Source organism: Nocardia sp. NPDC058176 (genome assembly GCF_042883805.1).
Lineage (GTDB): Bacteria > Actinomycetota > Actinomycetes > Mycobacteriales > Mycobacteriaceae > Nocardia.
In genome coordinates this window covers 2,198,874-2,222,462 of sequence record NZ_JBHVVA010000001.1, presented here as the reverse complement: position 1 = coordinate 2,222,462, position 23,589 = coordinate 2,198,874, and the positions used below count along the sequence as shown (strand labels likewise).

The window sequence follows — 23,589 nt, the reverse complement described above, 5'->3', positions numbered from 1 at the left end:
CGGGAGTGATCCGTCCAATACGGAATCGCCGAGGATATGATCCGGATATGGATGATTACGCGGAGGTGGGTGCCCAGGCGCTGGCCCCGCTGCTGGCCGCCTTCGACGCGGCGGCCGAGACGGGGCACTTCACCAGGGCGGCCGAGCGTCTCGGCATGCCGCAGTCCTCGCTCAGCCGCCGGATCAAGACGCTGGAACAGACGCTGGGGGTCGCGCTGTTCCAGCCGATCGGGCGCGGTGTCGCGCTCACCCCGCAGGGGCACGAACTCCACGAACGCACGCGCGGGCTGGTCCGCGCGCTCGACGACGCCGTGCACCGGGTACGTGCCGATGCCGACCCCGAGAGCGGACTCGTCCGCTTCGGCTTCCCGCTCACCCTCGGCCCGGTGAGCATCCCCGCGCTGCTGGCGCAGTTCCACACGCGGGCACCGCGGATCCGTCTGCACCTGGTGCAGGCGCACGGCGAGGAGCTGGCCGACCAGGTGCGTGCGGGCCGCCTCGATCTGGCCGTGATGATCCCGCCCCCGCCCGACCTGCCGACGGTCGCGCTCGGCCGCCAGCGCATCGAGCTGCACGTGGCCCGCACCCATCCGCTGGCCGGGCGCACGCGCGTCGATCTGGCGGAGCTGGCCGAGGAGACATTCATCGCGAACCCGCCCAGCTATCAGCTGCGCGCGCTCCTCGACAGCTGGTGTGCCGCAGCCGGTTTCGCCCCGCGGGTGCTGTTCGAGATCACCGAGTTCGAGACCGTGCGCGCGCTGGTCGCGCTGGGACTCGGTGTCGCCCTGCTGCCCGCCGCCGAGGTGCCGCAGCCGGACCTGGTGGTCGTGCGCATCGATGGCGAACGCGACCGCGAGATCGGCCTGGTCTCGGGAGACCATGGGTCGACGCTCGCGGTCGCGCGGCTTCGGGAATTCCTGATCGCCCGTCGGGTGGGGATCAGTGGCTGGTGAGGATCAGTCCTGCGGGACGCCGACGTCGATACCGCGCGCGGCGAGCCACGGGTGCGGGTCGATCGGGGCGCCGTAGAGCGAGCCGTCCGGCACGTGCACCTCGTAGTGCAGGTGGGGGCCGGTCGACTGGCCGCGGTTGCCGACGGTGGCGATGACGTCACCGGCGTTCACGTGCTGGCCGGGCTGGACCAGGATCTCGTTGACGTGACCGAACACGCCGATGGTGCCGTCGTCCTGCTGGACGCGGACCCACAGGCCGAAGCCGGTGGCCGGTCCGGTCTCGATGACGGTACCGTCGGTGACGGCGAAGACCGGCGCGCCGATCGGGTCGCCGAAGTCGATGCCGTTGTGCGCGGCGCCCCAGCGGGGGCCGTAGTAGGAGGTCAGGCGGCCGTTGACCGGACGAACGGTCTGCGGGCGCGGCGGCGGGGGCGGAGCGATGAACGGCATCGCGGGCAGCTCGAGGGCCACCGCCTCGCGGTGCTCCTCCCACGCGATGGGCGCCGACGCCGGGGACTCGCCCTGCGGGCCCTGGGCCTCGGTGGGGGTGTAGGCGGTGAAGCGGTAGGGCGACTGGCCGGTGCCGATGGCCTCGGTGGCGTCCGCCGCGATGGTGGTGTTGGGAACGGGGCCGGGCTCACTGAAGGTGGCGACGGAGGTACCCACGAGTGCGGACAAAGCCACCGCACCCGCGACAACGCCTCCCCAACGACCAGCGAAGGCGTCGGAGACTCGAGCAGATAACGGGTTGGTCACGAACATGTCTCGAACGTAGCGAAACCGTGACTTGCCCGGCGAATCCTGTGGCTGCGATCACGAAGCGCTATAACCCCAGTTGATCTATAACGATACTCTAACGAATCCTTTACATTCTCGGGGCGACCGGGCGAAATGCCCAGGACTCAAGATCATTGCCGAGCGACCGATTCCCGAGGACACTGATTCAGTGGACGCTAACGGAGTCCGAGCCATCACGGCACTGTCCGACCCCACTCGGCGCGCGATCTTCGAATCGCTGCCGCAGGGTCCGCGCTCGGTGGCCGACCTCGCCGCCGCCACCGGAATCACCAGCTCCGCGGCCTCCCAGCATCTGCGCGTACTGCGGGAAGCCCACCTGGTGAGCATGCGCCGCGACGGCAACCGTCACCTGTATTCGCTCGACCCCCGCGGCCTCAACGACGCCCGTGACTATCTCGATCAGTTCTGGCCCAGTGCGCTGGCCGCCCATGCCGCCGCCCTGCGCGCCGCCGCCGGACCCGATGCGCCCGCTCAGCCCACCCGGCGATAGCGCGACCGAGACGACTCGGCCCAGTCCTGCTTGTCCAGCTGCGCGTCCACCGCCGCGACCACCTCGGGCACCCCGATCCGCAGCAGGCCGGGGTCGGGGGCGCGGCCCTCGGGATCGCCCACCTGGCCTGCCCACAGCACCGCGTGCCTGCCGAGCAGGTGAGCGGGCGGTCCGCCCCGGCGCGGCGGCGTCGGGCCGAACAGCACCACCGTGCGGGTGCCGAAGGCCGTCGCCAGATGGGCCACGCCGGTGTCACCGCTGATCACCAGTGCCGCCTCGGCGACGGTCGCCGCGAGGTCGGTGAGATTCTGTCGGCCCGCGAGCACCCGGTCGTCGGGCAGTCCGGCCTGCGCTGCCACCTGCCGCGCGATATCGCGTTCGAACGGATCGCCGGTGACCACCACGTCACGGCCCAGTACCAGCAGGTGCCGCACCACGGCGGCGAAGCGTTCCGGCGGCCAGCGTCGCGCGGGCGCGCCCGCGCCGATGTGCACGACCACGCAATCGCGGCGGCTGAACGTGGCCACCGGCGGGACGAGGCCGAGATTGCGGCGATCGGCGGCGATGCCCTCGGACTCGAGCAGCTTGCACCAGCGGTCGACCACGTGCGCGTCGGGATCCCAGCGGGGACCGGCCAGCTTGGGCAGTCCGGGCGTGCGGTGGCCGATGATGCGCGCCGCGCCGGTATCGGCGAGGGCGCGCGCGCTCGCGCCGTCGGGCCCGTGCAGATTCACCGCCAGCTCGGGCGCGGGGCGGTCCCAGATCAGGGCGGCCGGATCGGCGATGGCGACCATCTCGTCCACCGAGGAGATCAGGTCGACGATCTGGGCCAGTCGATGCGGCGCCGCCAGCACGATCCGGCTCTGCGGTTCGGCCCGGCGCAGGGCACGCAGAGCCGGGACCGCGGCGAGGAGTTCACCGAGGCCCCGAGCTTGCAGCACGAGTACAACCGACACTCCCTTCTCCTACCCGGCTCGAGACCGGACCAAACGTGCGTGCAACGGCAAGCGTGGCGGTTGTCACCGCGCGGCTCCGGCCGCCGATTCGCCGCACGCGGACTGATCGCGACACGATCACGGCTCCAGCTAATATCGGGAAAACCAGAGCGCATCGGCATAACATCTCGTCATGACGACAAATACCGTGCTGGAGAGCCCAATTGCGGCTCTTGCCAAGAAGACCTGGCAAACAATCCTGGTGACCGGCCTCCTCGCGGTGGTCCTCGGCATCATCGTGCTCGTGTGGCCCGGTCCGTCACTGCTCGTGGCGGGCGTGCTGTTCGGCATCTACATGGTGGTCAGCGGCATCTTCCAACTCGTCGCGGCCTTCACCCATCTGCCCAGCACCAGCTTCCGGGTGCTCTCGTTCATCAGTGGTGTGCTGTCGCTGATCATCGGTGTGTTCTGCTTCCGCGACGACATCACCTCGATCGTGCTGCTCGGCCTGTTCGTCGGCATCGCCTGGCTGTTCCGCGGTATCGCGGTCCTGTTCTCGGCGTTGTCGGAGGACAGCGTGCCCGGGCGCGGCTGGCAGGTGTTCTACGGCCTGATCAGCGCGCTCGCCGGTGTCGTGCTGATCGTGTGGCCGATCGGCTCCATGGCCACCCTCATCTGGGTAGTCGGCATCTTCCTGATCGTCATCGGTGTCATGGAGATCATCACCGCCTTCGGCGTCCGCAAGGAATCGCACCTGCTGGACGAGCAGGCGCGGTAGTCCCGACACGGGAAGAGATCGTCGGAAAACGGCCGGTGCCTTCGGGTACCGGCCGTTTTCGGTGAACTACCCTCGGCACCCATGGAATTCGTTTACAACCTGGTGGTTGTCACCCATCTGCTCGGCATGGCCGCGGTCGTCGGCGGCTATGTCGCGGCCCGGCCGGTGGTGTCGGAGCTGATGGTGTGGGGCGCGCGGGCCCAGCTGATCACCGGGGTGATCCTGGCCGGACTCGCCTCGGGCGTCGAGTCGCTCGGCAAGGAGCCCGACACCACCAAGCTGGCCGTGAAGCTCGCCATCTCGGTGGCCGTGGCGGCCTTCGCCGAAATCGGCAGGGGCGATGCGAAGCGGGGCAAGCAGATCGACTGGATGACCGACGCCGCCGGTGGGCTCGCGATCGTCAACGTGCTCGTCGCGGTCCTCTGGAACTGAGGGTTCCAGCGGACACCACGTCGCGATCGCGGCGCGCGATCAGTCCGTCGCGCGGGCCCGGCGCGCCAATTCGACCGTCGCCGCGCGCAATTCGCCGATCTCCGAGAGCGGCTGCGCGTAGCCGACCCTGGTACGGGCCACTCCGCGCGGCGTCTCGACCCGCAATTGCAGCCCGTAGCGGTCGGCCCGCTCGCAGGTCGCGGCGGTGGCGTCGGGGAACCCGCCCAGGTGCGTGGCCATCGCCAGCAGCGCCTCGGCGTGGTCGGCATTGAGATGGGTGATGCCGGGAGCGGCCTGCGGGACAATCGGATCCGGTTGCGCGGCCAGGTATTCCGCGGCCGAGGCCGAATCCATGCGCCCGTACCCGCCGACCCAGCGCACCCGCTGCACGCGCAGCACCCAGAGCGTGAAGTCGCTGTAGTCGATGTAGTACCGCGCCGCGGGCACGGCGGCCAGGTGGGCGGCCCGCGCCGCCTCGGCCTCGGCGCCGGTCGGGCGTTCCACCACGCCGGCCAGGGTGATCCGGGTGCCCGCCAGCGGATCGGCCGGGATGTCGGGTGTCACGATCGCGATGCTCGCGCGCGGATCACCGGCCAGATTGCGGCCGTGCTCGGCCAGCTTCGACACGGTCAGCACGGGGGCACCGTCGAGCAGTCCGTAGGTGATGAACGAGGCCCACGGCGCGCCGTCGGCGGTGAGGCTCGCGAGGGTGCCGATATTGGTGGCCGCCGCGATCGTTCGCGCCTCTTCGGCCGCCGAGGGGCTGGCCTCGTTGGCCAGGGGAGCGGTCGGCAGCGGGATGGCGGGTGCGTCGCCGGGGTCGCCGTGGTCGAGAGTCATGGCCACAGGGTATCCACCGCGGCCGCTCTTCGGGGTGCGCTCGTCAACCATCCGCGCAATGCCTCGTAGACGGCGTCGTGGTTGAGCAGGCTGAAATGGTTGGCGGCGGGGATGTGCAGCCCGTCGACCGCGTCGAATCCGATGCGCCGGGTGCGCCCGCGTCCCGATCCGCTGCCGGTGAGCACCATGCCGTCGCCGATGACCACGCCGAGCGGGTGCTTCGGGCTGCGGGTGATCGTCGCGGTGACGAAGTAGTGGTCGGCACCGGTGATCAGCGGCACCTCCCGCACCGCGCGGGCCCGCAGGGCGTTCACATCGAGGTCGCGCCAGTCCTCGTCGACCAGCGAGCCCTGCCGCAGATCCCGGATGCCCGCGCTGCGCCTGCGCAACAGTCCGCTCAGCGGACGGGTCTCCGGCAGCAGATCGAGCACGGCCGAGGCGTGGTGGACGAGCTGTTCGAGCGGCGCGCCCAGATGCGGGGAGCCCAGACACACCAGCTGCCGGACCGCGCGCACCCACTCGTCGCCGGCGTCCTCGGCCTGATGGCAGGCGCTGCGCGCGACCAGTCCGCCCATGGAGTGGCCGATCAGGCAGATCTCGTGGACGGGCATCGGCCAGCTCGCGACCAGCCGGGCCAGCAGGGCGCGCAGCTGGGCGCCGTTCTCGGAGATGTGCAGGCCGGAGTTGAAGCGGACCGAGACCGGGGTGTAGCCGAGCTCTTCCTCGAGCCGTTCGCCGTAGGTGGGGCGGCCGCCGAGGCGCCAGGCGTGCTCGGTCTCGACGAGTCCGTGCAGCAGTACGACCAAGCGGGTGGTCGGCACGGCGACATGGGCGGCGAGCTGTTCGGGCGGCACGGGTGCGCCGTCGACCCGAAAGGTCATGGGGGAGGCCAGGATCGGCGACTCGTCCTGGAGCGTGTCCCCGATGAGCCCCTGGATCGCGGCGAGAACGCCCGCGCCCCACACGGTGCGCGAGGGCGCGGTGACGCCGGGCAACTGCACCGCGCTCGCGACCTCGCCCACCACGAAGCCGGTCCCGCCGACCACCGCGTACACGCCGTCGGTGATCGCGTCGTGCACGAGCTTCACCGGATCGGCGGCGGCGCCGACGCCGACCCGCACCGCCGCGAAGACCCGATCGGAAATGGCGCGGTGGATGGCCGCGATCCCGTCGACCGCACCGACGAATTCGTCGCCCGCCAGGCGCGTGAGCGCCTGTACTTCGGCCTGGGACTGGGGGAGCTGCTCGGTCACAAGTTTGAGAGTACAACTGTGCACTGAAATTTGGTGAGCTCGGGTCGAGTTCTCGCCTCGTCACAACGGGGGCGGCCCCTGATTGTGCTGCCGCCCCGAACCTGGTGGAGCGGGTCTGTCAGGCGGCGAAGACGGCGCGGACGACGGACTCGTCGCCGTCGATCTCGACCAGTCCGAAGGCGCGGGCGTCGCCGAGGGTGAGGGCCCCGGCGGCGAGGCCGAGGATGCAGGGGGGTTCGGCGCGGACGGTGGCGTCGAGGGCGCGGCCATCGTGCGGGCCGACCTCGAAGCCGGATTGCGTCGCGTGCAGCTGCCATCGCGGGCCGCCGATGTCGAGGCCGACCGTCGCCGAGGGGCGGACCTCGACCCGGGTGTCGAGCAGGGCGGGCACGGCGAGGGCGAGCCACTCGGGACGGAAGGCGTCGCCTTCGGGGCCGCGGACCATCAGCGGGGTGGACCAGCGGAGCAGGCTTTCGATCGGCCCGCGCAACTCGGCGCCCCACGGTGTGAGGGCGTACTCGACCGCGTTGCCCTCGTCGGCCAACCGCCGCTCGACCACGCCCGCGGCCTCGAGGTCGCGGAGCCGGTCGGCGAGCATGTTCGTCGCGATGCCGGGCAGGCCGTCGATCAGGTCGCGGTAGCGGGCGGGGGAGATGAGGAGCTCGCGGACGATGAGCAGGTTCCACCGGTCGCCGACGACTTCGAGGGACCGGGCGAGCCCGCAGTACTGGCCGTAGCTACGCATCATTTCCTTCAATCGCTTGAACTTCTCAAGTGCACGTGAGATTCTCAAGTATACCGATGCCGAGCCCGAAGGGGGCCACCATGGCCGATACCACCAAGAGCGTGCGGCCCGGCTGGGTCGACGAGGAACTGTTCCCGTTCGAGAGTCGATTCGTCGACATCGACGGGCACACCGTGCATTACGTCGACGAGGGATCGGGGCCCACACTCCTGTTCCTGCACGGCAATCCGACCTGGTCGTTCCTCTGGCGCGACGTGATCCGCGCGTTGCGTGACGACTTCCGGTGCATCGCCCTCGACTACCCGGGCTTCGGGCTGTCGACGCCGAAACCCGGCTACCGGTACCTGCCCGAGGAACACGCGGACGTCGTCACCGGGTTCGTCGACGCCCTCGGCCTCGACGGCGTGACGCTGGTCGGGCAGGACTGGGGCGGCATGATCGGGATCGCGGTCACGCAGCGGCGGCCGGATGTCTTCGATCGGCTGGTCCTCGCCAACACCTGGGCATGGCCGGTGAATGGCGTCTTCCACTTCGAGTGGTTCGGGCGCGTCATCGGCGGGCCGCCGTTCCGGTTCCTGGTCCGGCGGTTCAACGTCCTCGTCAACTGGTTCCTGCCCGCGTGCCACCGCAGGCGGAAGGTGACCGCGGCCGAGATGGCCCACTACCGCCGGGCGCTGGACACCCCGGAGCGGCGCCAGGCCTCCGCCGTGTTTCCCGGCCGGGTCCTCGCCAGCCGGGACTTCTTCGCCGAGGTCGAGGCCGGACTGGCCGACATCGCCCACCTGCCGACGCTGATCATCTGGGGCGACGCCGACATCGCCTTCCGTCCCGAGGAGCGCGAGCGCCTGGAAGCGACTTTCCCCGACCACACGACCGTGGTCGTCGAGGGAGCGGGCACCTACGTCGAATCCGACGCCCCTGAGGAGTTCGTTGCCGCGCTCCGTGAGTGGGCGGCGGTGCAGCGCTGAGTCGTGCGGTCCGGTCGCACTATGCAGAATTCCATCCAGATACCGCGATATGCGCATCAACACATGTTGGTGCGATGCTAAGACCCGGAAGTGGTCGGCTACGCCGACCGAAGCTGGGGAAGGAAGGGCGGTAACAACAAAGGCAAGGAGTTCGCGAACTCCTTGCCTCTTTCAACATATAGCGCACCCCGGGGCTTGCGGCAAGGCCCGGGTGATGGCGCACAATCATCGGCCGAACCCTGGTACCTGCGGAAACAGTGGAGTCTGCTCATGATTGATGTGATCGTCGCCGGTGCCGGACCCACCGGCCTGATGCTCGCCGCCGAATTGCGGTTGCACGGTGTGCGGGTGGTGGTGCTGGAGAAGGAGGCCGAGCCGACCGAGGTCGTGCGCGCACTGGGATTGCACGCGCGCAGCATCGAGATCATGGACCAGCGCGGTCTGCTCGAACAGTTCCTCGCGCTGGGCACGCAGCACCCGGTCGGCGGGTTCTTCGCCGCCATTCCGAAATCCGCGCCCACCCTCGACACCGCGCACGGCTACGTGCTCGGCATCCCGCAGCCCGTCACCGATCGGCTGCTGACCGAGCACGCCCTCGAACTCGGCGCCGAGATCCGGCGCGGCACCGCGGTGGCCGGGCTGAGCCAGGACGACGACGAGGTGCGTGTCGACCTGGCCGACGGCACCCGGTTGCGTGCGCGCTACCTCGTCGGCGCCGACGGCGGCCGCAGCACCGTGCGCAAGCTGCTCGGCGTCGACTTCCCCGGCGAGCCGGCCACCGTGGAGACGCTGCTGGGCGAGGTGGAACTGACCGCGTCCCCGGAGACGCTGGCCGCCGTGACGGCCGAGGTCCGCAAGACGCACCTGCGCTTCGGCGCGATGCCCCTCGCGAGCGGTGCCTACCGCGTCATCGTGCCGGCCGCCGGGGTGGCCGAGGACCGCGCGGTCGCGCCGACCCTGGACGAGCTGAAGCGGCAACTGATCGCGGTCGGCGGCACGGACTTCGGCGTGCACTCCCCGCGCTGGCTGTCGCGGTTCGGTGACGCGACCCGCCAGGCCGAGCGGTACCGGGTCGGGCGGGTGTTCCTGGCGGGCGATGCCGCCCACATCCACCCGCCGACCGGCGGTCAGGGCCTGAACCTCGGCATCCAGGACGCCTTCAACCTGGGTTGGAAGCTGGCCGCCGCGATCGACGGCTGGGCCCCGGCGGCGCTGCTCGACAGCTACCAGGCCGAGCGGCACCCGGTGGCGGCCGATGTCCTGGTCAACACCCGCGCCCAGATGTCGCTCATGGTACTGGATCCGGGAGCTCGGGCCGTGCGCGCGCTGCTCGCCGAACTCATGGACTTCGACGAGGTGAACCGCCATCTCACCGAGAAGATCACCGCGACGGCGATCCGCTACGACTTCGGTGTCGGACACGAACTGGTCGGCACCCGGTTGCGCGACGTAATGCTGAAGCGGGGCCGCCTCTATGAGCTGACGCGCAAGGGCCGCGGACTCCTGCTCGATGAGACCGGTCTGCTCGCGGCGACCGGCTGGGCCGATCGGGTCGACCACGTCGTCGACGTGAGCGAGGACCTGGACGTGCCCGCCGTCCTGCTGCGACCGGACGGGCACATCGCCTGGGCCGGTGACGATCAGCGGGAGCTGTCGGCCGCGCTGTCGAGGTGGTTCGGTGCGCCGGTGAGTTGAGCCGAGGCCACTCCCGCCATCGGGGCGGGCGGGTTCGCGCCCACCTGCTGCTGGGTGATCGCGTACCAGAGCGCGGCCATCGCGCCGAGCACGAACAGCGGCGCGATCACCCAGGTCTCCACCTTGTTCCCGGTTCGCTCGATCACCGGCAGCCTGGTCCGGAACGGGAGCGGCCAGAACAGGCGGCAGCCGCGGTCGGTGAGGCAGTCGCCGAGCAGATGCGCCAGGCAGCCGAGTCCCACGCAGATCGGCAGCCAGGCAGGCCGGTCGACGATCCACTGGTGCACGGCGAAGGTGCCCGCCGAGGCCAGCACGATCACGGTGCCGTAGCTGCGGGCGTTCTTGCCGGGCGGGCACAGGTGCAGTGCGCGGATCGCGAGGGCCAGCAGGAAGAACACCACCGCGAGGGTGAAGGGCCGGCCGAGATAGTGCTCCCCGGCCCAGGTCGCCGCGACCGCGACGACGACGAACAGCAGCGAGTGGGTGCCCTTGCGGTGCCCGCCCGACAGGTGCGAGATCAAGCGGCACAGGTGATGACTGACCGGGCCGAGCACGTGCGAGATGGTCCCGTTGGGGTGATCCGCGTCCGGCAGCAGCGCGGCGCCCGCGGTGAGCAGGGTGCCCATGATGAGCTCGGCGACGCCGAATCGCGTTGTCTCGCTGTCGAACAGGGGAAAGGCGGCGACCGTGAGCGGCATGGCCGCGGCGGTGGCCGCCCAGGCCAGCGCGCCACTGGCCGCATGTGAATGTCCTAGCACCCCTGGACGTTAGCGGACGTCACCATCGCGACGCATATGCCGAGGAAGGGCTGCCTACCGGATGGAATGTTCGGTGCGCGGTGATCGTTGGCGAAGGAAGACCGCCACTGCGAAAGGACGACGATGAGCGCATTCAACGACCAGGTGATCGCCGAGTTCCGGGCCAACGGTGGCCGGGTCGGCGGCATGTTCGAGGGCCGCGACAACATGGTGATCATCACCACGACCGGCGCGAAGTCGGGGCGCGCGATCACCAACCCGCTGGTTTTCCTGCCCGACGGCGACCGGATCGTGCTGATCGCCTCCAACGGCGGCGCCGACAAGCATCCGGCCTGGTACCACAATCTGGTCGCGAATCCGGCGCTCACCGTGGAGGTTCCGGGCGAAACCTATACCGCGAAGGCCGAACTCGTCGACGATCCCGAGCGCACCGCGCTGTTCGACCGGATGGCGGAACTGCTGCCCGGCTTCGCCGAGTACCGCGAGAAGACCAGCCGCGAGATCCCCGTCTTCGCGGTGTACCGCGCGAGTTAGTCGCGGGCTCGAGCGGAATGGTTGCCGGGGTGGGTGAGCTGCTGGTTTCATCGCCCGGTGACCGAAACCATCGACGCGCCCCGCATCGTCCACGCTTCCCGCGACATCGCGGCGAGTGCCGCCGCGATCTTCGAACTGATCGCCGATCCCGCGCAGCAGCCGCGCTGGGACGGCAACGACAATCTCGCGCAGGCGATTCCGGGCCAGCGGGTCAAGGCCGTCGGTGACGTGTTCACCACCACCCTGACCAACGGCGCCGACCGCGACAACCACATCGTCGAGTTCGAAGAGGGCCGCCGCATCGCGTGGAACCCCTCCGAGCGCGACAAGACCCCGCCCGGACACCTGTGGCGCTGGGAGCTCGAGCCGATCGACGACACCCACACCCGGGTGACCCACACCTACGACTGGACCGAACTGCACGACGAGCTGCGCCAGGTGCGCGCCAAGGCCACCACCGCCGACAAGCTGCAGGCTTCGGTGGACCGGCTGGCCGTGCTCGCGGAGTCCGGCCAGGACTGAGCTGTCCCTGAGGGGGGTCAGCGAAACACCCTGCGACTCATGACGAGTCGCAGGGTGTTTCGTTTCACGGCAGGGGAGATCAGGACAGGTCGAACCGGTCCAGGTTGCTCACCTTGGTCCACGCGGCGACGAAGTCGTGCACGAACTTCTCCTTCGCGTCGTCGGTCGCGTAGGCCTCGGCGACCGCCCGCAGCTGGGAGTTCGACCCGAACACCAGGTCGACCCGGCTACCGGTCCACTTGACCGCCCCGGTGGCGCGATCCTTGCCCTCGTAGGTGTTGTCGTCGGCGGCCGAGGGCGCCCACTCGGTGCCCATGTCGAGCAGGTTGACGAAGTAGTCGTTCGTCAGCGCGCCCGGCGTCTCGGTGAACACCCCCAGCGGGGACTGCTGGTAGTTCGCGCCGAGCACCCGCAGACCGCCGACCAGCACGGTCATCTCCGGCGCGCTCAGGGTGAGCAGGTTCGCCTTGTCGACGAGCAGGTACTCCGCCGGGACCTGGGCGTCCTTGGCGAGGTAGTTGCGGAACCCGTCGGCGGGGGTCTCGAGCGCCGAGAAGGACTCGATGTCGGTCTGTTCCTGGGTGGCATCGGTGCGACCCGGGGTGAACGGGACCGTCACCGGGACACCGGCGGCCTGCGCGGCCTGTTCGACACCGACCGCGCCGGCCAGGACGACCAGATCGGCGAAGGACACCGTGGCGCCGCCCGCCGCGTTGAAGGTGTCCTGGATGCCCTCGAGCACCCGCACGACCTGTGCGAGCTCATCGGGCTGGTTGACCTCCCAGCCCGCCTGCGGCTGCAGGCGGATGCGGCCGCCGTTGGCGCCGCCGCGCTTGTCGCTGCCGCGGAACGACGAGGTCGCCGCCCACGTCGTCGTCACCAGCTGGGCGACGGTCAGGCCCGCGGCCTGGATCTGGCCCTTGAGCGCCGCGATGTCGTTGTCGTCGATCAGCTTTCCGGTGCGCGCGGGGACCGGGTCCTGCCACAGCAGTTCCTCGGACGGGACGAGCGGACCGAGATAGCGCGAGACGGGCCCCATGTCGCGGTGGGTGAGCTTGTACCAGGCGCGGGCGAACGCGTCGGCGAGCTCGGCCGGGTTCTCCAGCCAGCGGCGGGTGATCGGCTCGTAGATCGGGTCGAAGCGCAGCGACAGGTCGGTGGTGAGCATGACCGGGGTGCGCTTCTTGTTCGGATCGAACGGGTCGGGCACGGTGTCGGCACCCGCGCCGTCCTTCGGGATCCACTGGTGGGCGCCCGCGGGGCTCTTGCTGAGCTCCCACTCGTAGCCGTAGAGGGTCTCGAGGAAGTTGTTGTCCCAGGTGATCGGGGTGCTGTTCCAGATACCCTCCAGGCCGCTGGTGATCGCGTCCGCGCCCACGCCGGTACCGAAGGAGCTCTTCCAGCCCAGGCCCTGCTCCTCGAGCGGGGCGGCCTCGGGCTCGGGGCCGACCATGTCGGCCGGACCGGCACCGTGGGTCTTGCCGAAGGTGTGCCCGCCCACGATCAGCGCGGCGGTCTCCTCGTCGTTCATCGCCATCCGGGCGAAGGTCTCGCGGATGTCGATGGCGGCGGCGATCGGATCCGGATTGCCGTTGGGGCCTTCGGGATTCACATAGATCAGGCCCATCTGGACCGCGGCCAGCGGGCGCTCGAGGTTGCGCTCACCGGTGTAGCGCTCGTCGCCGAGCCAGGTGCGCTCGGGACCCCAGTACACGTCGTCCTCGGGCTCCCAGCCGTCCACGCGGCCGCCGCCGAAGCCGAAGGTCTCGAAGCCCATCGACTCGAGCGCGACATTGCCGGTGTAGACCAGCAGGTCGGCCCACGACAGCTTGCGGCCGTACTTCTTCTTCACCGGCCACAGCAGGCGGCGCGCCTTGTCCAGGCTGGCATTGTCGGGCCAGCTGTTGAGCGGTGCGAACCGCTGCAGACCGGCGCCCGCGCCGCCACGACCGTCACCGACGCGGTAGGTGCCCGCCGAGTGCCAGGCCATCCGGATGAACAGCGGGCCGTAGTGCCCGAAATCGGCAGGCCACCAGGGCTGGGAGGTGGTCATGATCTGCTCGATGTCGCGCTTGACCTCGGCGAGATCGAGGGTGGCGAACTCGGCCGCGTAGTCGAAGTCCGCGCCGTAGGGATTGGCGACGGGCTGGTTCTTCTGCAGGATGTTCAGATTGATCTGGTTCGGCCACCAGTCGCGGTTGCTGCCCCTGGCGTCCGCGGACGCGTAGGGACGATGCGAGATGACGGGGCAACCATTCTCACCGGGTTCCGTGTTGGCTTCCGCGATAGGTGGGTGTTCCTCGGGCACGGTGAATCCTTTCAGGAGGGAGGTGGTGTCATCGAGCAGTCCGGGCAGTGGCCCCAGTAGATGACCTCGGCTTCGTCGACGACGAAACCGTGGTCGTCCATGGCGGTCAGACAGGGCGCCTCGCCGACAGCGCAGTCGACATCGACGATCAGCCCACAGGATCGGCACACCAGGTGATGATGGTTGTCACCGACACGGCTCTCGTATCGAGCGACGGTGCCCATCGGCTGGATCCGCCGGAGCAGTCCGGCGGCGGTGAGCGCACGCAGGACGTCGTAGACGGCCTGATGACTCACCGCGCCGAGGGTTCCCCTGACTCGGCTCAGAATGGTGTCGGTATCGGCGTGCGGATGCTCGTGCACGGCGGTCAGCACCGCGAGACGCGGTGCGGTGACGCGCAGTGAGGCTTCACGGAGCATCCGTTCGAAATCCGCCGAAGTTGACACATTCAAGATTATGACTCATTCAAGTTAAGAGTGGAAGCGTTTTCGCGAAGAAGATCTGGCGCGTCGCCTCGGGGAGTCGACTACCCTGCCGGGTGTCCGTTCCCCGAACCGAAGGTGATCAAAAGTGACTTCCGTTGTCGATGCCCCCGATGTCGCGTCGAAGGTAGGGCACTACTACCGGGTCGAGGACGTCTACGAGGTCGGCCGCGAGAAGGTTCGTGAGTACGCGCGCGCGGTGCAGGACTTCCACCCCGCGCACTGGGACACCGATGCCGCGGCCGCGCTCGGCTACTCGGGCCTGGTCGCCCCGCTGACCTTCGTTTCCATCCCGGCCATGGCGGCCAATCGCACGCTGTTCGAATCGGTCGTGGTCGGCTACGACATGTTCGTGCAGACCGAGCAGGTCTTCGAGCAGCACAAGCCGATCGTGGCGGGTGACCGGCTCGTGGTCGACGTCGAGCTGTCCTCGGTGCGCCGGATCGCGGGCAAGGACCTGATCACCGTCACCAACACCTTCGCCGACCAGACGGGGGAGACGGTGCACATCATGCACACCACCGTGGTCGGCATCACCGGGGACGACGGGATCGACCCGGAGATCACCCGCGCGGTGGAGAACGTGATGGTGCACGGGGTGAAGGTGTTCGGTGGTCGCGATGCCGACGAGGCTCCGGCCGAGGCCGGCGAGCTGCCGCGTCGCCCGGAAGGCGAGATCCAGCTCTCCGCCGAAGGCGCGGCGCGCGTCCCCGGCACGACGCTGTCGTTCGACGAGCTGACCGTCGGTGACGAGCTCCCGCTGCGTGACGCGCGACTGTCGCGCGGCGATCTGGTCAACTACGCGGGCGTCTCCGGTGACGGCAATCCGATCCACTGGGACGAGAGCATCGCGAAGCTGGCCGACCTGCCCGACATCATCGCCCACGGCATGCTCACCATGGGCCTCGGCGCCGGTTTCCTGTCCGCGTGGTCGGGCGACCCCGGCGCGGTCACCCGCTACGGCGTGCGCCTGTCGGCCCCCACCGTGGTCGGGCGCACCGGCGGGCAGGTCGAGTACACCGGGCGCGTGAAGTCCCTCGACCCGGAGACCCGCACCGCGGTGATCGCCATCGTGGCCAAGTCCGGCGGCCGCAAGATCTACGGCCTCGCCACCGCGAACCTGCGCTTCCGCTGATCCCGGTCAGGCCGGGACGATGAGCGTCCCGGCCTCGGCCATCCGTTCGGCCGCGTATGCGGGATCGACCAGGGACTCCGGGGTGTGGATGCCCGGCGCGGGCCGATTCCCGCGCAGACCGAGCAGGCGTTCGGCACCCAGTGCGATGCCGAGGGCGGTCAGGGGCCGCTGTCCGGCGGGGTGGACTAGGTAGCGGCTCGTGCTGAGGGGCTCGCCCGCCGAGTCCGTTCCGGTGAGATCGATCCTGATCTCGATCGAGGCGGGTTCGCCGCGCCGCCTGCTCGGGGTCTCGCCGACCGCGAAGTCGAAGCGCACATTCGGCGCGCCGGTGGCCAGGGCCACGCTGGGCACGTCCGGAATCGGAATGCTCTGACCGGGGAAGACGGTTCCGTCGATCGCGGATATCGGTGCCTGGGCGTCGGCTTCGGCGAGCCAGGTGAACACGCCGTCGCGGCGGATCAGGCCCGCGGCGGTGACCGTCGACCACCGTTCGAGATCGGCGATCCCCGCGGGTCCGCCGGTATCGGTCTCGTCCAGAAGTGCCCCGACGCCGATGGTGTCGATGTGTTCGAACTCCCGCGCCGCGTCCAGAATCGCCAGCACGGCAAGTCCGGCCACGAAGTGACTGGCTACCAGAACTGGTGCGGCACTTGACCGTTGGGCTGCGGCGACCACCTCTGGGCCGATGTCGAGCAGTCCGCTGGAGATGCTGAGATACGGCACGCCGTGATCCTGTGCGTAGTGCAGCCCGTTGAGGCGATTGTCCCAGAGGGTGGTGATCACGGCCGAGTGGGCTGCGTCGGCGGGGAGTCCCAGGTCGCGTCGGGTCAGGTCGATCGACACGGCCGTCGCGTTGCCGAGGTCGTCGGCGACCCGCTGCGCGCGGTCGAGATCGCGGCCCGCGATCGTCAACGGCAGTGTCGGATGCCATCGGCGCAGCAGGGCCGCCGTGTCCGTCCCCGCCTGCCCTGAGCCGCCCAACATCAGTACGGATGTCTCGTTCGCCATGGGATTTCCCTTCACGCCACTAAGCTACATTTTGTAACCTACTCTTTGTAGCTAAACTGGGACCATGACGCAAGGGAGGACGATGCCGCCCCGATCGAGGATGTCGAAGGCCGCGCGCCGCGAACAGCTGCTCGACACCGCGCTGGCGATGGTGCGCGAAAACGGCACCGACGGACTGACTCTGGTCACCCTCGCCGAGGCCGCGGGCGTGAGCAGACCGATCGTCTACGACCACTTCGGCACCCGCCCCGACCTCCTGCTGGCCCTGTACCGCCGCCTCGACGAACGCCACCGCCTTGCCACCCGCCAGGCGGTCCACGACGCCGCGCCCACCATCGACGACATCGCCCGCGTCATGAGCGCCGCCTACTTCGCCTGCGCCACCGACATCCCCGAATTCGACGAGATCTCAGCCGCACTCAAAGGCAACCCGCAGGTCCAGCGCATCCAACAGGACATGCTCGACACCTACCGCGACTGGATGGCCGACGCCCTCCAGCCCTACTCGACCCTGCCCACCGCCGCCTTGCGGTTGCGCTGCGTCGGCATCCTCGGCGCCGCCGAGACCTTGGCCGCAGAACTCCATCGCGGAGCGAGCTCGGCCGGGGAAGCGACCGCGGCCCTGACCGACCTGATCGTCGGCAGCGTCGGCGTGGTGAGCCGTTGACCCTGGCCGCCGGGTGCTGGTCCGCGGCAGGTGAGCACACTGTGCGCGCCGCCGAGGCACGTGCCGCCGCGTTCGATCGCGGAGCGAGCTCGGTCAGGGATGCGACCGCAACCCTGACCGACATGATCGTCGGCGTGTGGTGGCCATTGACCCCAGCCGCCGGGCACTACTGCGCGGTGAACACCGGCGCTGACGGGGTACTCGCTGCCGAGGTCCATCGCGGAGCTGGGATCAGGGCGCGGGGCGCGACCCCGTTCCTGGACGCGGTGAGCGCGTTCGCGGCACCGACGGACCTGATCGTCGGCAGCGTCGGCACTGACGACAGCGGCTCCAGGTCTTCGACGTACTACTCCGCAGTGGTGAACACCGTGTAGGCGCTGCGACGGACATCGACATCCGGGTGGGTGCGCAGGCTGATCAGGAGATCGGTCCAGGGCGGTGTCCAGCCGAACGTTCGCCCGCCGTGGGTGACGAGGGTCAGTGCGGCCAGGGCGGTCGACGCCGTGGGTCGGGCCGTGAGTTCCGTGGCGGTGGCGTGCAACGGGTCGGGCGCTGCGGTGTCGAGATCGCGCGTCAGCCGCTGGGTGAGCTGCTGTGCGGGCCGGGTGACCAGCGCCCCGGTCGCGTACCGCGCCGCCCGGTCGATCGCCGCGACCGCCTCGGCGGAGTCGTGCCAGCGCACGGTGGCGAGGGTGAGGTCGATGACCTGCTCGTGGCGAAGGGGATCGTCGGCGAGCAGTGCGGCGACGGGCACGGCGACAGACAGGGCCTCGTCGTGATCGCGAACAGTGGCGGTCAGCTGCGCCAGCAGAGTGGAAAGACGTTGCTGCGCAGGAAGATCGCGGCCCACCGTGCCGAACTCGTCACCGCGCAATCGGTCCACGGCGCTGAGCAGTCCCGCGGGGTCGGCGCCCGCCTCGACCCCGGACAACAGGGCGCGCACGGCACTGCGCCACAGTCCGACGACGGTGAGGTCGGTCAGCCGGTCGACAATCACTTCATCGGTACCCGGGGCGGCCCAACGCCGCCACCTGGCCAGTGCGTCGAGCGCCGGTCCCGCCAGGCGCGGGTCGGGCTGTGCGGCCAGATCACGCACCAGGGCCGCGAATCGCCGCCGCTGTGGAATCGGCAGCAGGGCCGGGCCGATGTCGAGGATCGCGCTCGCGACTTCGGGGTCGGCGGCGGCCTCGGCGAGCAGGCTCCACGCCTCGTCGTGCTCGAGCAGATACCGGGTCGCGAAGACGGCCGCTCGCCGGACGTCGCGATGCGCGTCCGTTCGGGTGGCCAGCTCGCCGATGATCGGCACCGCGTCGGGTGCGTGGAGCGCGGCGAGCACCCGGATGCCCTCCTTGACCGCGGTGACCTTGCGCGAATTCAGCAGTGGCGCAAGGACGGTCGACAACCGCTCCGGCGGGATGGACCGGGCGCACCGGGCGATGCCGTCGACCGCCACGCGCGCCCGGTCGTCATCGACCCGGCGGCTGAGGACGGTGATCGCCCGCTCGGGCTCGTCGCTGCCGCCGAGCGCGGTGAGCGCGGCTTCGCGGACGACGAACTCACCGTTGTCGGCGAACCACGTCAGCCGGGCGAGACTGCCCGGCAACCTGCCGAGCTGGCGGACCGCGGTCAGCTGCTCGTACCCCGGTGTCTCCCGGCCACGGGCATGGTCGTCGAGCAGTCGGGCGTACCGGTCGAGGTGGTGTGCTGACCAGCGCGCGAACCCGCTGAGGAACATCGGCACGAACACCACGTCCGGCGACTGGAACCGGCCCGGCGTTCTGGTGTCCAGCAGGCCGTCGAGCAGGTCGGTCCGGCGGAGGCTGATCAGCTCCTGCACCAACGGCAGGGTGCTGAGCGAGCGGTCCTCGGCGAGGAGTTCGTCGAGGTGGGCGTCGCGGGTCGCCGGCGCGGCCAGTGCCAGCTCCACCGCGTGCCGGACGGTCGAGTCCGAGGACGCGGCGCAGGCGCGCACGAGCAGCCGTTGCAACTCGGGGATGTCGTAGGCGCGGTGTTCGAGGCCGGTGGCCAGACTCAGGCACAGGTCCCACCGATCACGAGCGGCATCCGCGGCGAGCCGGGGAGCGAGCGCCGCGAACAGGCGGTGTTCGGCGCCGGGCGGCAGGTCACGGTGCAGCCCGTACAGCGACGGTGCGCGCGACAGGTCGGTGAGGTGGGTGAAGATCCGCAGGGCGGTCTCGGTGAAGGCGGGTTCGACCGACCGGCCCGCGCACACGAACAGCGTGTGGGCGAGGGTGACGACGGCGCTGCTGGTCGTCCACGAGCGGTCCCGGGCCTGCAAGGCGTCGCTCGTCAGCTGCTCGAGCCCGGGCAGGTGCTCCGTGCGCCACAGTGACATCGGGATCGCGGCGACCGCGCGCAGGACCGGATTGCGCACCGGATCCCGTTCGTTGCGCACGCCGGCCAGCAGACCGAGCAGCTCGGTGACGACTCGCGGATCGCGGCTGCCGACAGCCGCGGTGACCAGCAGCGGATAGGCGACGGCACGCTCGTCGGCGGTGGGACGCCGGATCGACACGGCGAGTGCCGGTTTCGCTTCCGGCCACGGCAGCCGCGCGGTCAGCCGATCGGCCACTTCGGGTACCTCGGCACCCGGGCGGGCGAGCAGCTCGCGGGCCAGCGCGTATCGCGCGGGGCCCGGCAGTTCGTCGAGCACGCCGACATCGACGGCGGCCGGGGAGATCCCGGGGCGCACCAGGTCGGCGGCGGCGAGCGCGGCCCGGCGCGACGGCGGGAAGACGCGCAGGAACCGGCGTCTGTCCTGTCCTCGGCAGGCGAGATAGAGCTCGCGCAGTTCCTCGTCGGGCAGCGCGCGCAGTGCCTGCCACAACGCCTTGCCCGCCAGGTTCCGTCCGTGACCGCTGGGGTGCAGGATCAAGCGGGCCACCGCGCGTGGATCGTGTCGAGCCAGCGCGCCGACCACCGGGTTCAAGGACTCGATCGAGACCTGTTCGACCGCGGCCGCGGCCAGGGCGAGCAGCCGGTCCGCGTCGAATTCGGCCGCCGCGTGCGGCTGGGCGGTCAGCCACGACCACAGTTCCCGCCACTCGGCGCGGCTCGCGGTCGGCGCGCGACTCGTCACGAACTCGAAGACGACACCGATCTGCCTGCGGCACAGGGTTGTCCAGCTCGGCACCGCGTAGGCGAGGTCGGGCAGCCACGCGGCGATCACCGCCGCCGAACACGAGGGCAGCACCCGCGCTGCCTCGCCGTCCCCGAATCGCGCTCGCACCACCGGGAGCAGCGCGTCGGCGAGCTGAGCGTGTCCACCGGCACCGAGCGCTCGGTAGACGCTCTGTCGCGTGCTGCGCGCGGCGACCGGTATGCGGTCGAGGACCGCCGCGGGTTCGATGCCGAGCCGAATGGATGCCGTCAGCGCCCAGCCCGCGGTCGCCGGATCCGGCGAATCCAGGTGCGAGCGCGGATAGTCGGGCGCGCCGCTGATCATGGCCAGGTAGATGGCGGTCCGGCGGCCGTATCGCCCGTCCTCGGCGATCTGGGCGAGCAGCCGGTCCAGTTCCGGTGTCCCGGCCAGTTGTCGGGCCGTCAGCGCCAGCTTCCGCATCCGCTGCGGTATCGACAGCGTCGCGACGTCCTCGAGCAATGTTCTCCCCACGCCGCCCACCGTAGTCGCCCCGTGTCACAGGGGGCTGGCATGCTCGATTCATGACCGATACCGAGGGCACGCAACTGTTTCACACGACCATGCCGTTCACCGCGAAACTCGGTGTCGAGGTGCTCGAACACGGCCCGGAACTGGTCCGTAGCAGACTGGCGTGGGACGAGAGCCTGTGCACACTGGGCGGAGCCCTGCACGGCGGCGTGCTGATGTCGCTGGCCGACGCGACCGGCGCGGTCTGCGCGTTCCTGAACCTGCCCGAGGGCAAACAGGGCACCACCACGGTCGAATCCAAGACGAACTTCCTGCGGGCCGTGCGCTCGGGCTACGCGGTGGCCACTGCCCGCCCGCTGCACGCGGGCCGCAGCTTCATCGTGGTGGAGACCGAGATCCGCGACGACGCCGACAAACTCGTCGCCAAGGTCACCCAGACGCAGGCGGTGCTGTAGGCGGTCACCGTGGCGCGGTGACGGCCTCGGATCGTGTTGTCGTGTCCGAGGTTTCGGTCGGCGCGGGGCTCACCCGCACCCACGTGTTGTTCACCGCGGACGCGCCCGAGAGCGGGTCGGTGAGGGCGGGGTCGTGCAGCAGGTTCACGTTGACGCCCGGCTGCGCGGCCGCCACGGTCCAGCCGACGCCGGGTTCGGCGTGTCCCCAGCCGTGCGGGATCGCGACGACGCCGGGGCGGATGTCGTCGCTGATCTCCACGGGCACCACGATCGACCCGACCGCGGAACCGACCGTTGCCCGGTCGCCGTCGGTGAGGCCGCGGGTGGCCGCGTCGTCGGGGTGCATGAGGACGGTGCAGCGGTCGCGGCCCTTCACCATCGACGGGATGTTGTGCAGCCAGGAGTTGTTGCTGCGCAGGTGACGTCGGCCGATGAGCTGGAGATCATAGCCGGGGGTGGGTCCGGCGGTCGGGTCGTCGATGACGGCGCGGATCGCGTCGAGGAAGTCGGTGGGCGCCAGGTGCGCTTTGCGGTCGGCGGTGCCGATCAATTCGGGGAGTCGCGGCCGCAGCGGCCCGAGGTCGATGCCGCCCACGGCCTCGCGAATCTTGCCCAGCGTCAACCCTTTCCGGCCGCGGCGCAGCACGCCGTACGGGCCGGTGGCGACCGCGGCCGCCGTCAATCGCATCGGACTGAACTGCTCGAACACGCCGGTGAGTGCGCGTCCGGTGAACCGGCGGGCGGGCAGCGGCACCAGTTCGGTGATCAGGCGCGCCAGGATCTGCCAGTCCTCGAGCCCGTCGGCGGGCGGCTCGAAGACCCTGGCGTCGTAGCGGGCGTTGTTGCGGACACTGAAGATCGGGAACAGCAGGCTCAGTTCCTCCCGTTCCAGCGAGGAGATCGGCGGCAGGATGATGTCGGCGTGCCGGGTGGTCTCGGTGACGTACATGTCCACGGCCACATAGAAATCCAGCGAGGCCAGCGCGTCGTCGAGCCGCCCGGCCTGCGGAGTGGAGAGCACCGGATTGCCCGCGTAGGTGATCATCGCCCTGATCTGGCCGGGGCCGGGGGTGAGGATGTCCTCGGCCAGCACCGCGACCGGCAGTTCGGTGCGGAAGGACTTGTGCTCCCCGGATCGGTCGGTCCACGCCCCGTGCCCCATCGGCAGATACTTCGCGTACCGGGCGGCATCGACGACCGGGCTGGCGAACATCTGCCCGCCCGCGCGATCGAGATTGCCGGTGACCGCGTTGATCGTGTTCACCAGCCAGTGCGTGAGCGTGCCGGTCACCTGCTGGCACACACCGATGCGCGCGTAGAGCACCGCCGACGGCGCGGCCGCGTGGTCCCTGGCCAGGCGCGCGATGGTCTCGGCGTCGACCCCGGCCAGCGGCGCCATGCGCTGCGGCGTCGTGGTGAGGACCAGCTCGCGCAATTCGTCGAGACCCGCGCACTGCGCGCGGACTGCCCGCTCGTCGGACAGGCCCTCGGTGAGCAGCACGTGCAACATGCCCAGCAGCAGATACACGTCCCCGCCGGGCCGCACCGCCACGTGCTCGTCGGCCAGCCGGGCGGTTTCGGTGCGGCGCGGATCGATCACCACGACCGTGCCACCCCGCTTGCGCACCTCCCGAATGCGCTGCTTCGCACCGGGCATGGTGGTGATCGAGCCGTTGGACACCGCGGGATTGGCGCCGAGCACCACCAGCCGGTCGGTGCGGTCGATATCGGTCACCGGCATGAGCACGTTGGAACCGAACATCCGCCAGGCGACGAATTCCTGCGGGAACTGATCGATCGAGGATGCGGTGAAGAAGTTGCGGGTCAGCAGCGCCGCGCGCAACAGCGCCCCGTACATCACCGAGGAACTGTGCGCGGCCGGGTTCCCCATGTACATCCCGATGGCGCTGGGACCGTGCGCGGCGCGTACCGCCCGCAAGCGCTGTCCGATCTCGCGGAACGCCTCGTCCCAGCCGATCGGCTCGAAGCTGTCGCCGACGCGTCGCACCGGCGTCCGCAGCCGGTCCGGGTCGTGGTGCAGGCCGCCCATCGCGGTCGCCTTCGGACAGATGTAACCCTTCGACAGCACGTCGTCGGGATTGCCCTCGATCCGGGTGACCCGCAGGTCCTCCACTGTCACCAGGATCCCGCAATGCGCTTCACACAGCGAGCACTGCCGCGCGATCGTCGTACCGTCCACCG

The 23,589-nt window shown here is 70.1% G+C and carries 23 protein-coding genes; 12 read left to right on the top strand and 11 right to left on the bottom strand.

Translation table 11 applies throughout. The annotated features are described in order from the left end of the window. Window positions 1-47: 47 nt before the first annotated feature. Window positions 48-953, top strand: a complete 906-nt coding sequence (locus ACFVVM_RS10390; RefSeq protein ID WP_387615771.1) for a LysR family transcriptional regulator — start codon at window positions 48-50, stop codon at window positions 951-953. 3 nt (window positions 954-956) lie between these two features. Here ACFVVM_RS10390 and ACFVVM_RS10385 read toward each other — a convergent pair whose 3' ends face one another. Then, the gene (locus ACFVVM_RS10385; RefSeq protein WP_387615768.1) at window positions 957-1,637 is read right to left on the bottom strand and encodes a M23 family metallopeptidase; all 681 of its coding nucleotides are present in this window, start codon (window positions 1,635-1,637) and stop codon (window positions 957-959) included. Window positions 1,638-1,899: 262 nt separating this feature from the next. Between ACFVVM_RS10385 and ACFVVM_RS10380 the strand changes: the two genes are divergently transcribed. After that, window positions 1,900-2,241: an ArsR/SmtB family transcription factor gene (locus ACFVVM_RS10380; RefSeq protein WP_387615765.1), complete on the top strand. Its 342-nt coding sequence runs from the start codon at window positions 1,900-1,902 to the stop codon at window positions 2,239-2,241. On the opposite strand, the gene ACFVVM_RS10375 is transcribed toward ACFVVM_RS10380, so the two are convergent. Beyond that, window positions 2,223-3,197 (bottom strand): glycosyltransferase family 9 protein, encoded by a 975-nt coding sequence (locus ACFVVM_RS10375; RefSeq protein WP_387615762.1) that lies wholly within the window; start codon window positions 3,195-3,197, stop codon window positions 2,223-2,225. The two genes, ACFVVM_RS10380 and ACFVVM_RS10375, sit on opposite strands and share 19 nt — an antisense overlap. A gap of 172 nt (window positions 3,198-3,369) precedes the next feature. Here ACFVVM_RS10375 and ACFVVM_RS10370 point away from each other — a divergent pair, with 172 nt between their 5' ends. Together ACFVVM_RS10370 and ACFVVM_RS10365 are read left to right on the top strand one after the other, a co-directional pair. Continuing rightward, window positions 3,370-3,954 (top strand): HdeD family acid-resistance protein, encoded by a 585-nt coding sequence (locus tag ACFVVM_RS10370; RefSeq protein ID WP_387615759.1) that lies wholly within the window; start codon window positions 3,370-3,372, stop codon window positions 3,952-3,954. An 81-nt stretch (window positions 3,955-4,035) separates the two neighbouring features. Further along, window positions 4,036-4,386 carry a hypothetical protein gene (locus tag ACFVVM_RS10365; protein ID WP_387615756.1) on the top strand — a complete coding sequence of 117 codons (351 nt, stop codon included), beginning with the start codon at window positions 4,036-4,038 and terminating at the stop codon, window positions 4,384-4,386. A gap of 39 nt (window positions 4,387-4,425) precedes the next feature. Here ACFVVM_RS10365 and ACFVVM_RS10360 read toward each other — a convergent pair whose 3' ends face one another. From ACFVVM_RS10360 to ACFVVM_RS10350, 3 genes are all read right to left on the bottom strand, one after another. Next, entirely contained in the window at window positions 4,426-5,226 is an 801-nt protein-coding gene (locus tag ACFVVM_RS10360; RefSeq protein ID WP_387615753.1) for a HugZ family protein, read from the bottom strand. After that, complete coding sequence (locus ACFVVM_RS10355; RefSeq protein ID WP_387615750.1) at window positions 5,223-6,479, bottom strand: lipase family alpha/beta hydrolase; 1,257 nt, start codon at window positions 6,477-6,479, stop codon at window positions 5,223-5,225. The genes ACFVVM_RS10360 and ACFVVM_RS10355 overlap by 4 nt, the downstream gene beginning before the upstream one ends. Window positions 6,480-6,597: 118 nt before the next feature. Then, window positions 6,598-7,224: a winged helix-turn-helix transcriptional regulator gene (locus ACFVVM_RS10350; protein ID WP_387615747.1), complete on the bottom strand. Its 627-nt coding sequence runs from the start codon at window positions 7,222-7,224 to the stop codon at window positions 6,598-6,600. Window positions 7,225-7,304: 80 nt separating this feature from the next. Here ACFVVM_RS10350 and ACFVVM_RS10345 point away from each other — a divergent pair, with 80 nt between their 5' ends. Together ACFVVM_RS10345 and rox are read left to right on the top strand one after the other, a co-directional pair. Then, window positions 7,305-8,192 carry an alpha/beta fold hydrolase gene (locus tag ACFVVM_RS10345; RefSeq protein WP_387615744.1) on the top strand — a complete coding sequence of 296 codons (888 nt, stop codon included), beginning with the start codon at window positions 7,305-7,307 and terminating at the stop codon, window positions 8,190-8,192. 270 nt (window positions 8,193-8,462) lie between these two features. Next, the gene (rox, locus tag ACFVVM_RS10340) at window positions 8,463-9,887 is read left to right on the top strand and encodes a rifampin monooxygenase (protein ID WP_387615741.1); all 1,425 of its coding nucleotides are present in this window, start codon (window positions 8,463-8,465) and stop codon (window positions 9,885-9,887) included. Here the strand turns inward: rox and ACFVVM_RS10335 are convergent. Then, window positions 9,833-10,645 carry a metal-dependent hydrolase gene (locus tag ACFVVM_RS10335; RefSeq protein ID WP_387615738.1) on the bottom strand — a complete coding sequence of 271 codons (813 nt, stop codon included), beginning with the start codon at window positions 10,643-10,645 and terminating at the stop codon, window positions 9,833-9,835. The genes rox and ACFVVM_RS10335 overlap by 55 nt on opposite strands. Window positions 10,646-10,768: 123 nt before the next feature. Between ACFVVM_RS10335 and ACFVVM_RS10330 the strand changes: the two genes are divergently transcribed. Together ACFVVM_RS10330 and ACFVVM_RS10325 are read left to right on the top strand one after the other, a co-directional pair. Next, a complete protein-coding gene (locus ACFVVM_RS10330; RefSeq protein WP_387615735.1) occupies window positions 10,769-11,179 on the top strand; it encodes a nitroreductase family deazaflavin-dependent oxidoreductase in 411 nt (136 codons plus the stop codon). Between the two features lie 57 nt (window positions 11,180-11,236). Continuing rightward, complete coding sequence (locus tag ACFVVM_RS10325) at window positions 11,237-11,701, top strand: SRPBCC family protein (RefSeq protein ID WP_387615732.1); 465 nt, start codon at window positions 11,237-11,239, stop codon at window positions 11,699-11,701. 79 nt (window positions 11,702-11,780) lie between these two features. Here the strand turns inward: ACFVVM_RS10325 and katG are convergent, their stop codons facing one another. Continuing rightward, window positions 11,781-14,009, bottom strand: a complete 2,229-nt coding sequence (katG, locus tag ACFVVM_RS10320; protein ID WP_387615729.1) for a catalase/peroxidase HPI — start codon at window positions 14,007-14,009, stop codon at window positions 11,781-11,783. A gap of 11 nt (window positions 14,010-14,020) precedes the next feature. Next, on the bottom strand, window positions 14,021-14,455 hold the full coding sequence (locus tag ACFVVM_RS10315) for a Fur family transcriptional regulator (RefSeq protein ID WP_387615726.1): 435 nt from the start codon (window positions 14,453-14,455) through the stop codon (window positions 14,021-14,023). Window positions 14,456-14,579: 124 nt separating this feature from the next. On the opposite strand from ACFVVM_RS10315, the gene ACFVVM_RS10310 reads away from it, so the two are divergent. Next, window positions 14,580-15,626, top strand: a complete 1,047-nt coding sequence (locus ACFVVM_RS10310) for a fused (3R)-hydroxyacyl-ACP dehydratase subunits HadA/HadB (RefSeq protein ID WP_387615723.1) — start codon at window positions 14,580-14,582, stop codon at window positions 15,624-15,626. A 6-nt stretch (window positions 15,627-15,632) separates the two neighbouring features. Here ACFVVM_RS10310 and ACFVVM_RS10305 read toward each other — a convergent pair whose 3' ends face one another. After that, window positions 15,633-16,634 carry a saccharopine dehydrogenase gene (locus ACFVVM_RS10305; RefSeq protein WP_387615720.1) on the bottom strand — a complete coding sequence of 334 codons (1,002 nt, stop codon included), beginning with the start codon at window positions 16,632-16,634 and terminating at the stop codon, window positions 15,633-15,635. A gap of 64 nt (window positions 16,635-16,698) precedes the next feature. Between ACFVVM_RS10305 and ACFVVM_RS10300 the strand changes: the two genes are divergently transcribed. Next, complete coding sequence (locus tag ACFVVM_RS10300; protein WP_387615717.1) at window positions 16,699-17,301, top strand: TetR/AcrR family transcriptional regulator; 603 nt, start codon at window positions 16,699-16,701, stop codon at window positions 17,299-17,301. After that, entirely contained in the window at window positions 17,298-17,675 is a 378-nt protein-coding gene (locus tag ACFVVM_RS10295) for a hypothetical protein (RefSeq protein ID WP_387615714.1), read from the top strand. Before ACFVVM_RS10300 ends, ACFVVM_RS10295 begins: the two co-directional genes overlap by 4 nt. Here the strand turns inward: ACFVVM_RS10295 and ACFVVM_RS10290 are convergent. Next, a complete protein-coding gene (locus tag ACFVVM_RS10290; RefSeq protein WP_387615711.1) occupies window positions 17,648-20,935 on the bottom strand; it encodes a hypothetical protein in 3,288 nt (1,095 codons plus the stop codon). The two genes, ACFVVM_RS10295 and ACFVVM_RS10290, sit on opposite strands and share 28 nt — an antisense overlap. 50 nt (window positions 20,936-20,985) lie before the next feature. On the opposite strand from ACFVVM_RS10290, the gene ACFVVM_RS10285 reads away from it, so the two are divergent. Then, on the top strand, window positions 20,986-21,387 hold the full coding sequence (locus ACFVVM_RS10285; RefSeq protein WP_387615709.1) for a PaaI family thioesterase: 402 nt from the start codon (window positions 20,986-20,988) through the stop codon (window positions 21,385-21,387). Window positions 21,388-21,391: 4 nt separating this feature from the next. Here ACFVVM_RS10285 and ACFVVM_RS10280 read toward each other — a convergent pair whose 3' ends face one another. Beyond that, entirely contained in the window at window positions 21,392-23,587 is a 2,196-nt protein-coding gene (locus tag ACFVVM_RS10280; RefSeq protein ID WP_387615706.1) for a molybdopterin oxidoreductase family protein, read from the bottom strand. Window positions 23,588-23,589 lie beyond the last annotated feature (2 nt).

What these genes read in the sequence shown, in the direction of transcription:
- ACFVVM_RS10390 (WP_387615771.1), top strand. Translation starts at nt 48, where the DNA reads ATGGATGATTACGCGGAGGTGGGTGCCCAGGCGCTGGCCCCGCTGCTG.
- ACFVVM_RS10370 (WP_387615759.1), top strand. Translation starts at nt 3,370, where the DNA reads ATGACGACAAATACCGTGCTGGAGAGCCCAATTGCGGCTCTTGCCAAG.
- ACFVVM_RS10365 (WP_387615756.1), top strand. Translation starts at nt 4,036, where the DNA reads ATGGAATTCGTTTACAACCTGGTGGTTGTCACCCATCTGCTCGGCATG.
- ACFVVM_RS10360 (WP_387615753.1), bottom strand. Translation starts at nt 5,226, where the DNA reads ATGACTCTCGACCACGGCGACCCCGGCGACGCACCCGCCATCCCGCTG.
- ACFVVM_RS10350 (WP_387615747.1), bottom strand. Translation starts at nt 7,224, where the DNA reads ATGCGTAGCTACGGCCAGTACTGCGGGCTCGCCCGGTCCCTCGAAGTC.
- ACFVVM_RS10345 (WP_387615744.1), top strand. Translation starts at nt 7,305, where the DNA reads ATGGCCGATACCACCAAGAGCGTGCGGCCCGGCTGGGTCGACGAGGAA.
- rox (WP_387615741.1), top strand. Translation starts at nt 8,463, where the DNA reads ATGATTGATGTGATCGTCGCCGGTGCCGGACCCACCGGCCTGATGCTC.
- ACFVVM_RS10330 (WP_387615735.1), top strand. Translation starts at nt 10,769, where the DNA reads ATGAGCGCATTCAACGACCAGGTGATCGCCGAGTTCCGGGCCAACGGT.
- ACFVVM_RS10305 (WP_387615720.1), bottom strand. Translation starts at nt 16,634, where the DNA reads ATGGCGAACGAGACATCCGTACTGATGTTGGGCGGCTCAGGGCAGGCG.
- ACFVVM_RS10300 (WP_387615717.1), top strand. Translation starts at nt 16,699, where the DNA reads ATGACGCAAGGGAGGACGATGCCGCCCCGATCGAGGATGTCGAAGGCC.
- ACFVVM_RS10285 (WP_387615709.1), top strand. Translation starts at nt 20,986, where the DNA reads ATGACCGATACCGAGGGCACGCAACTGTTTCACACGACCATGCCGTTC.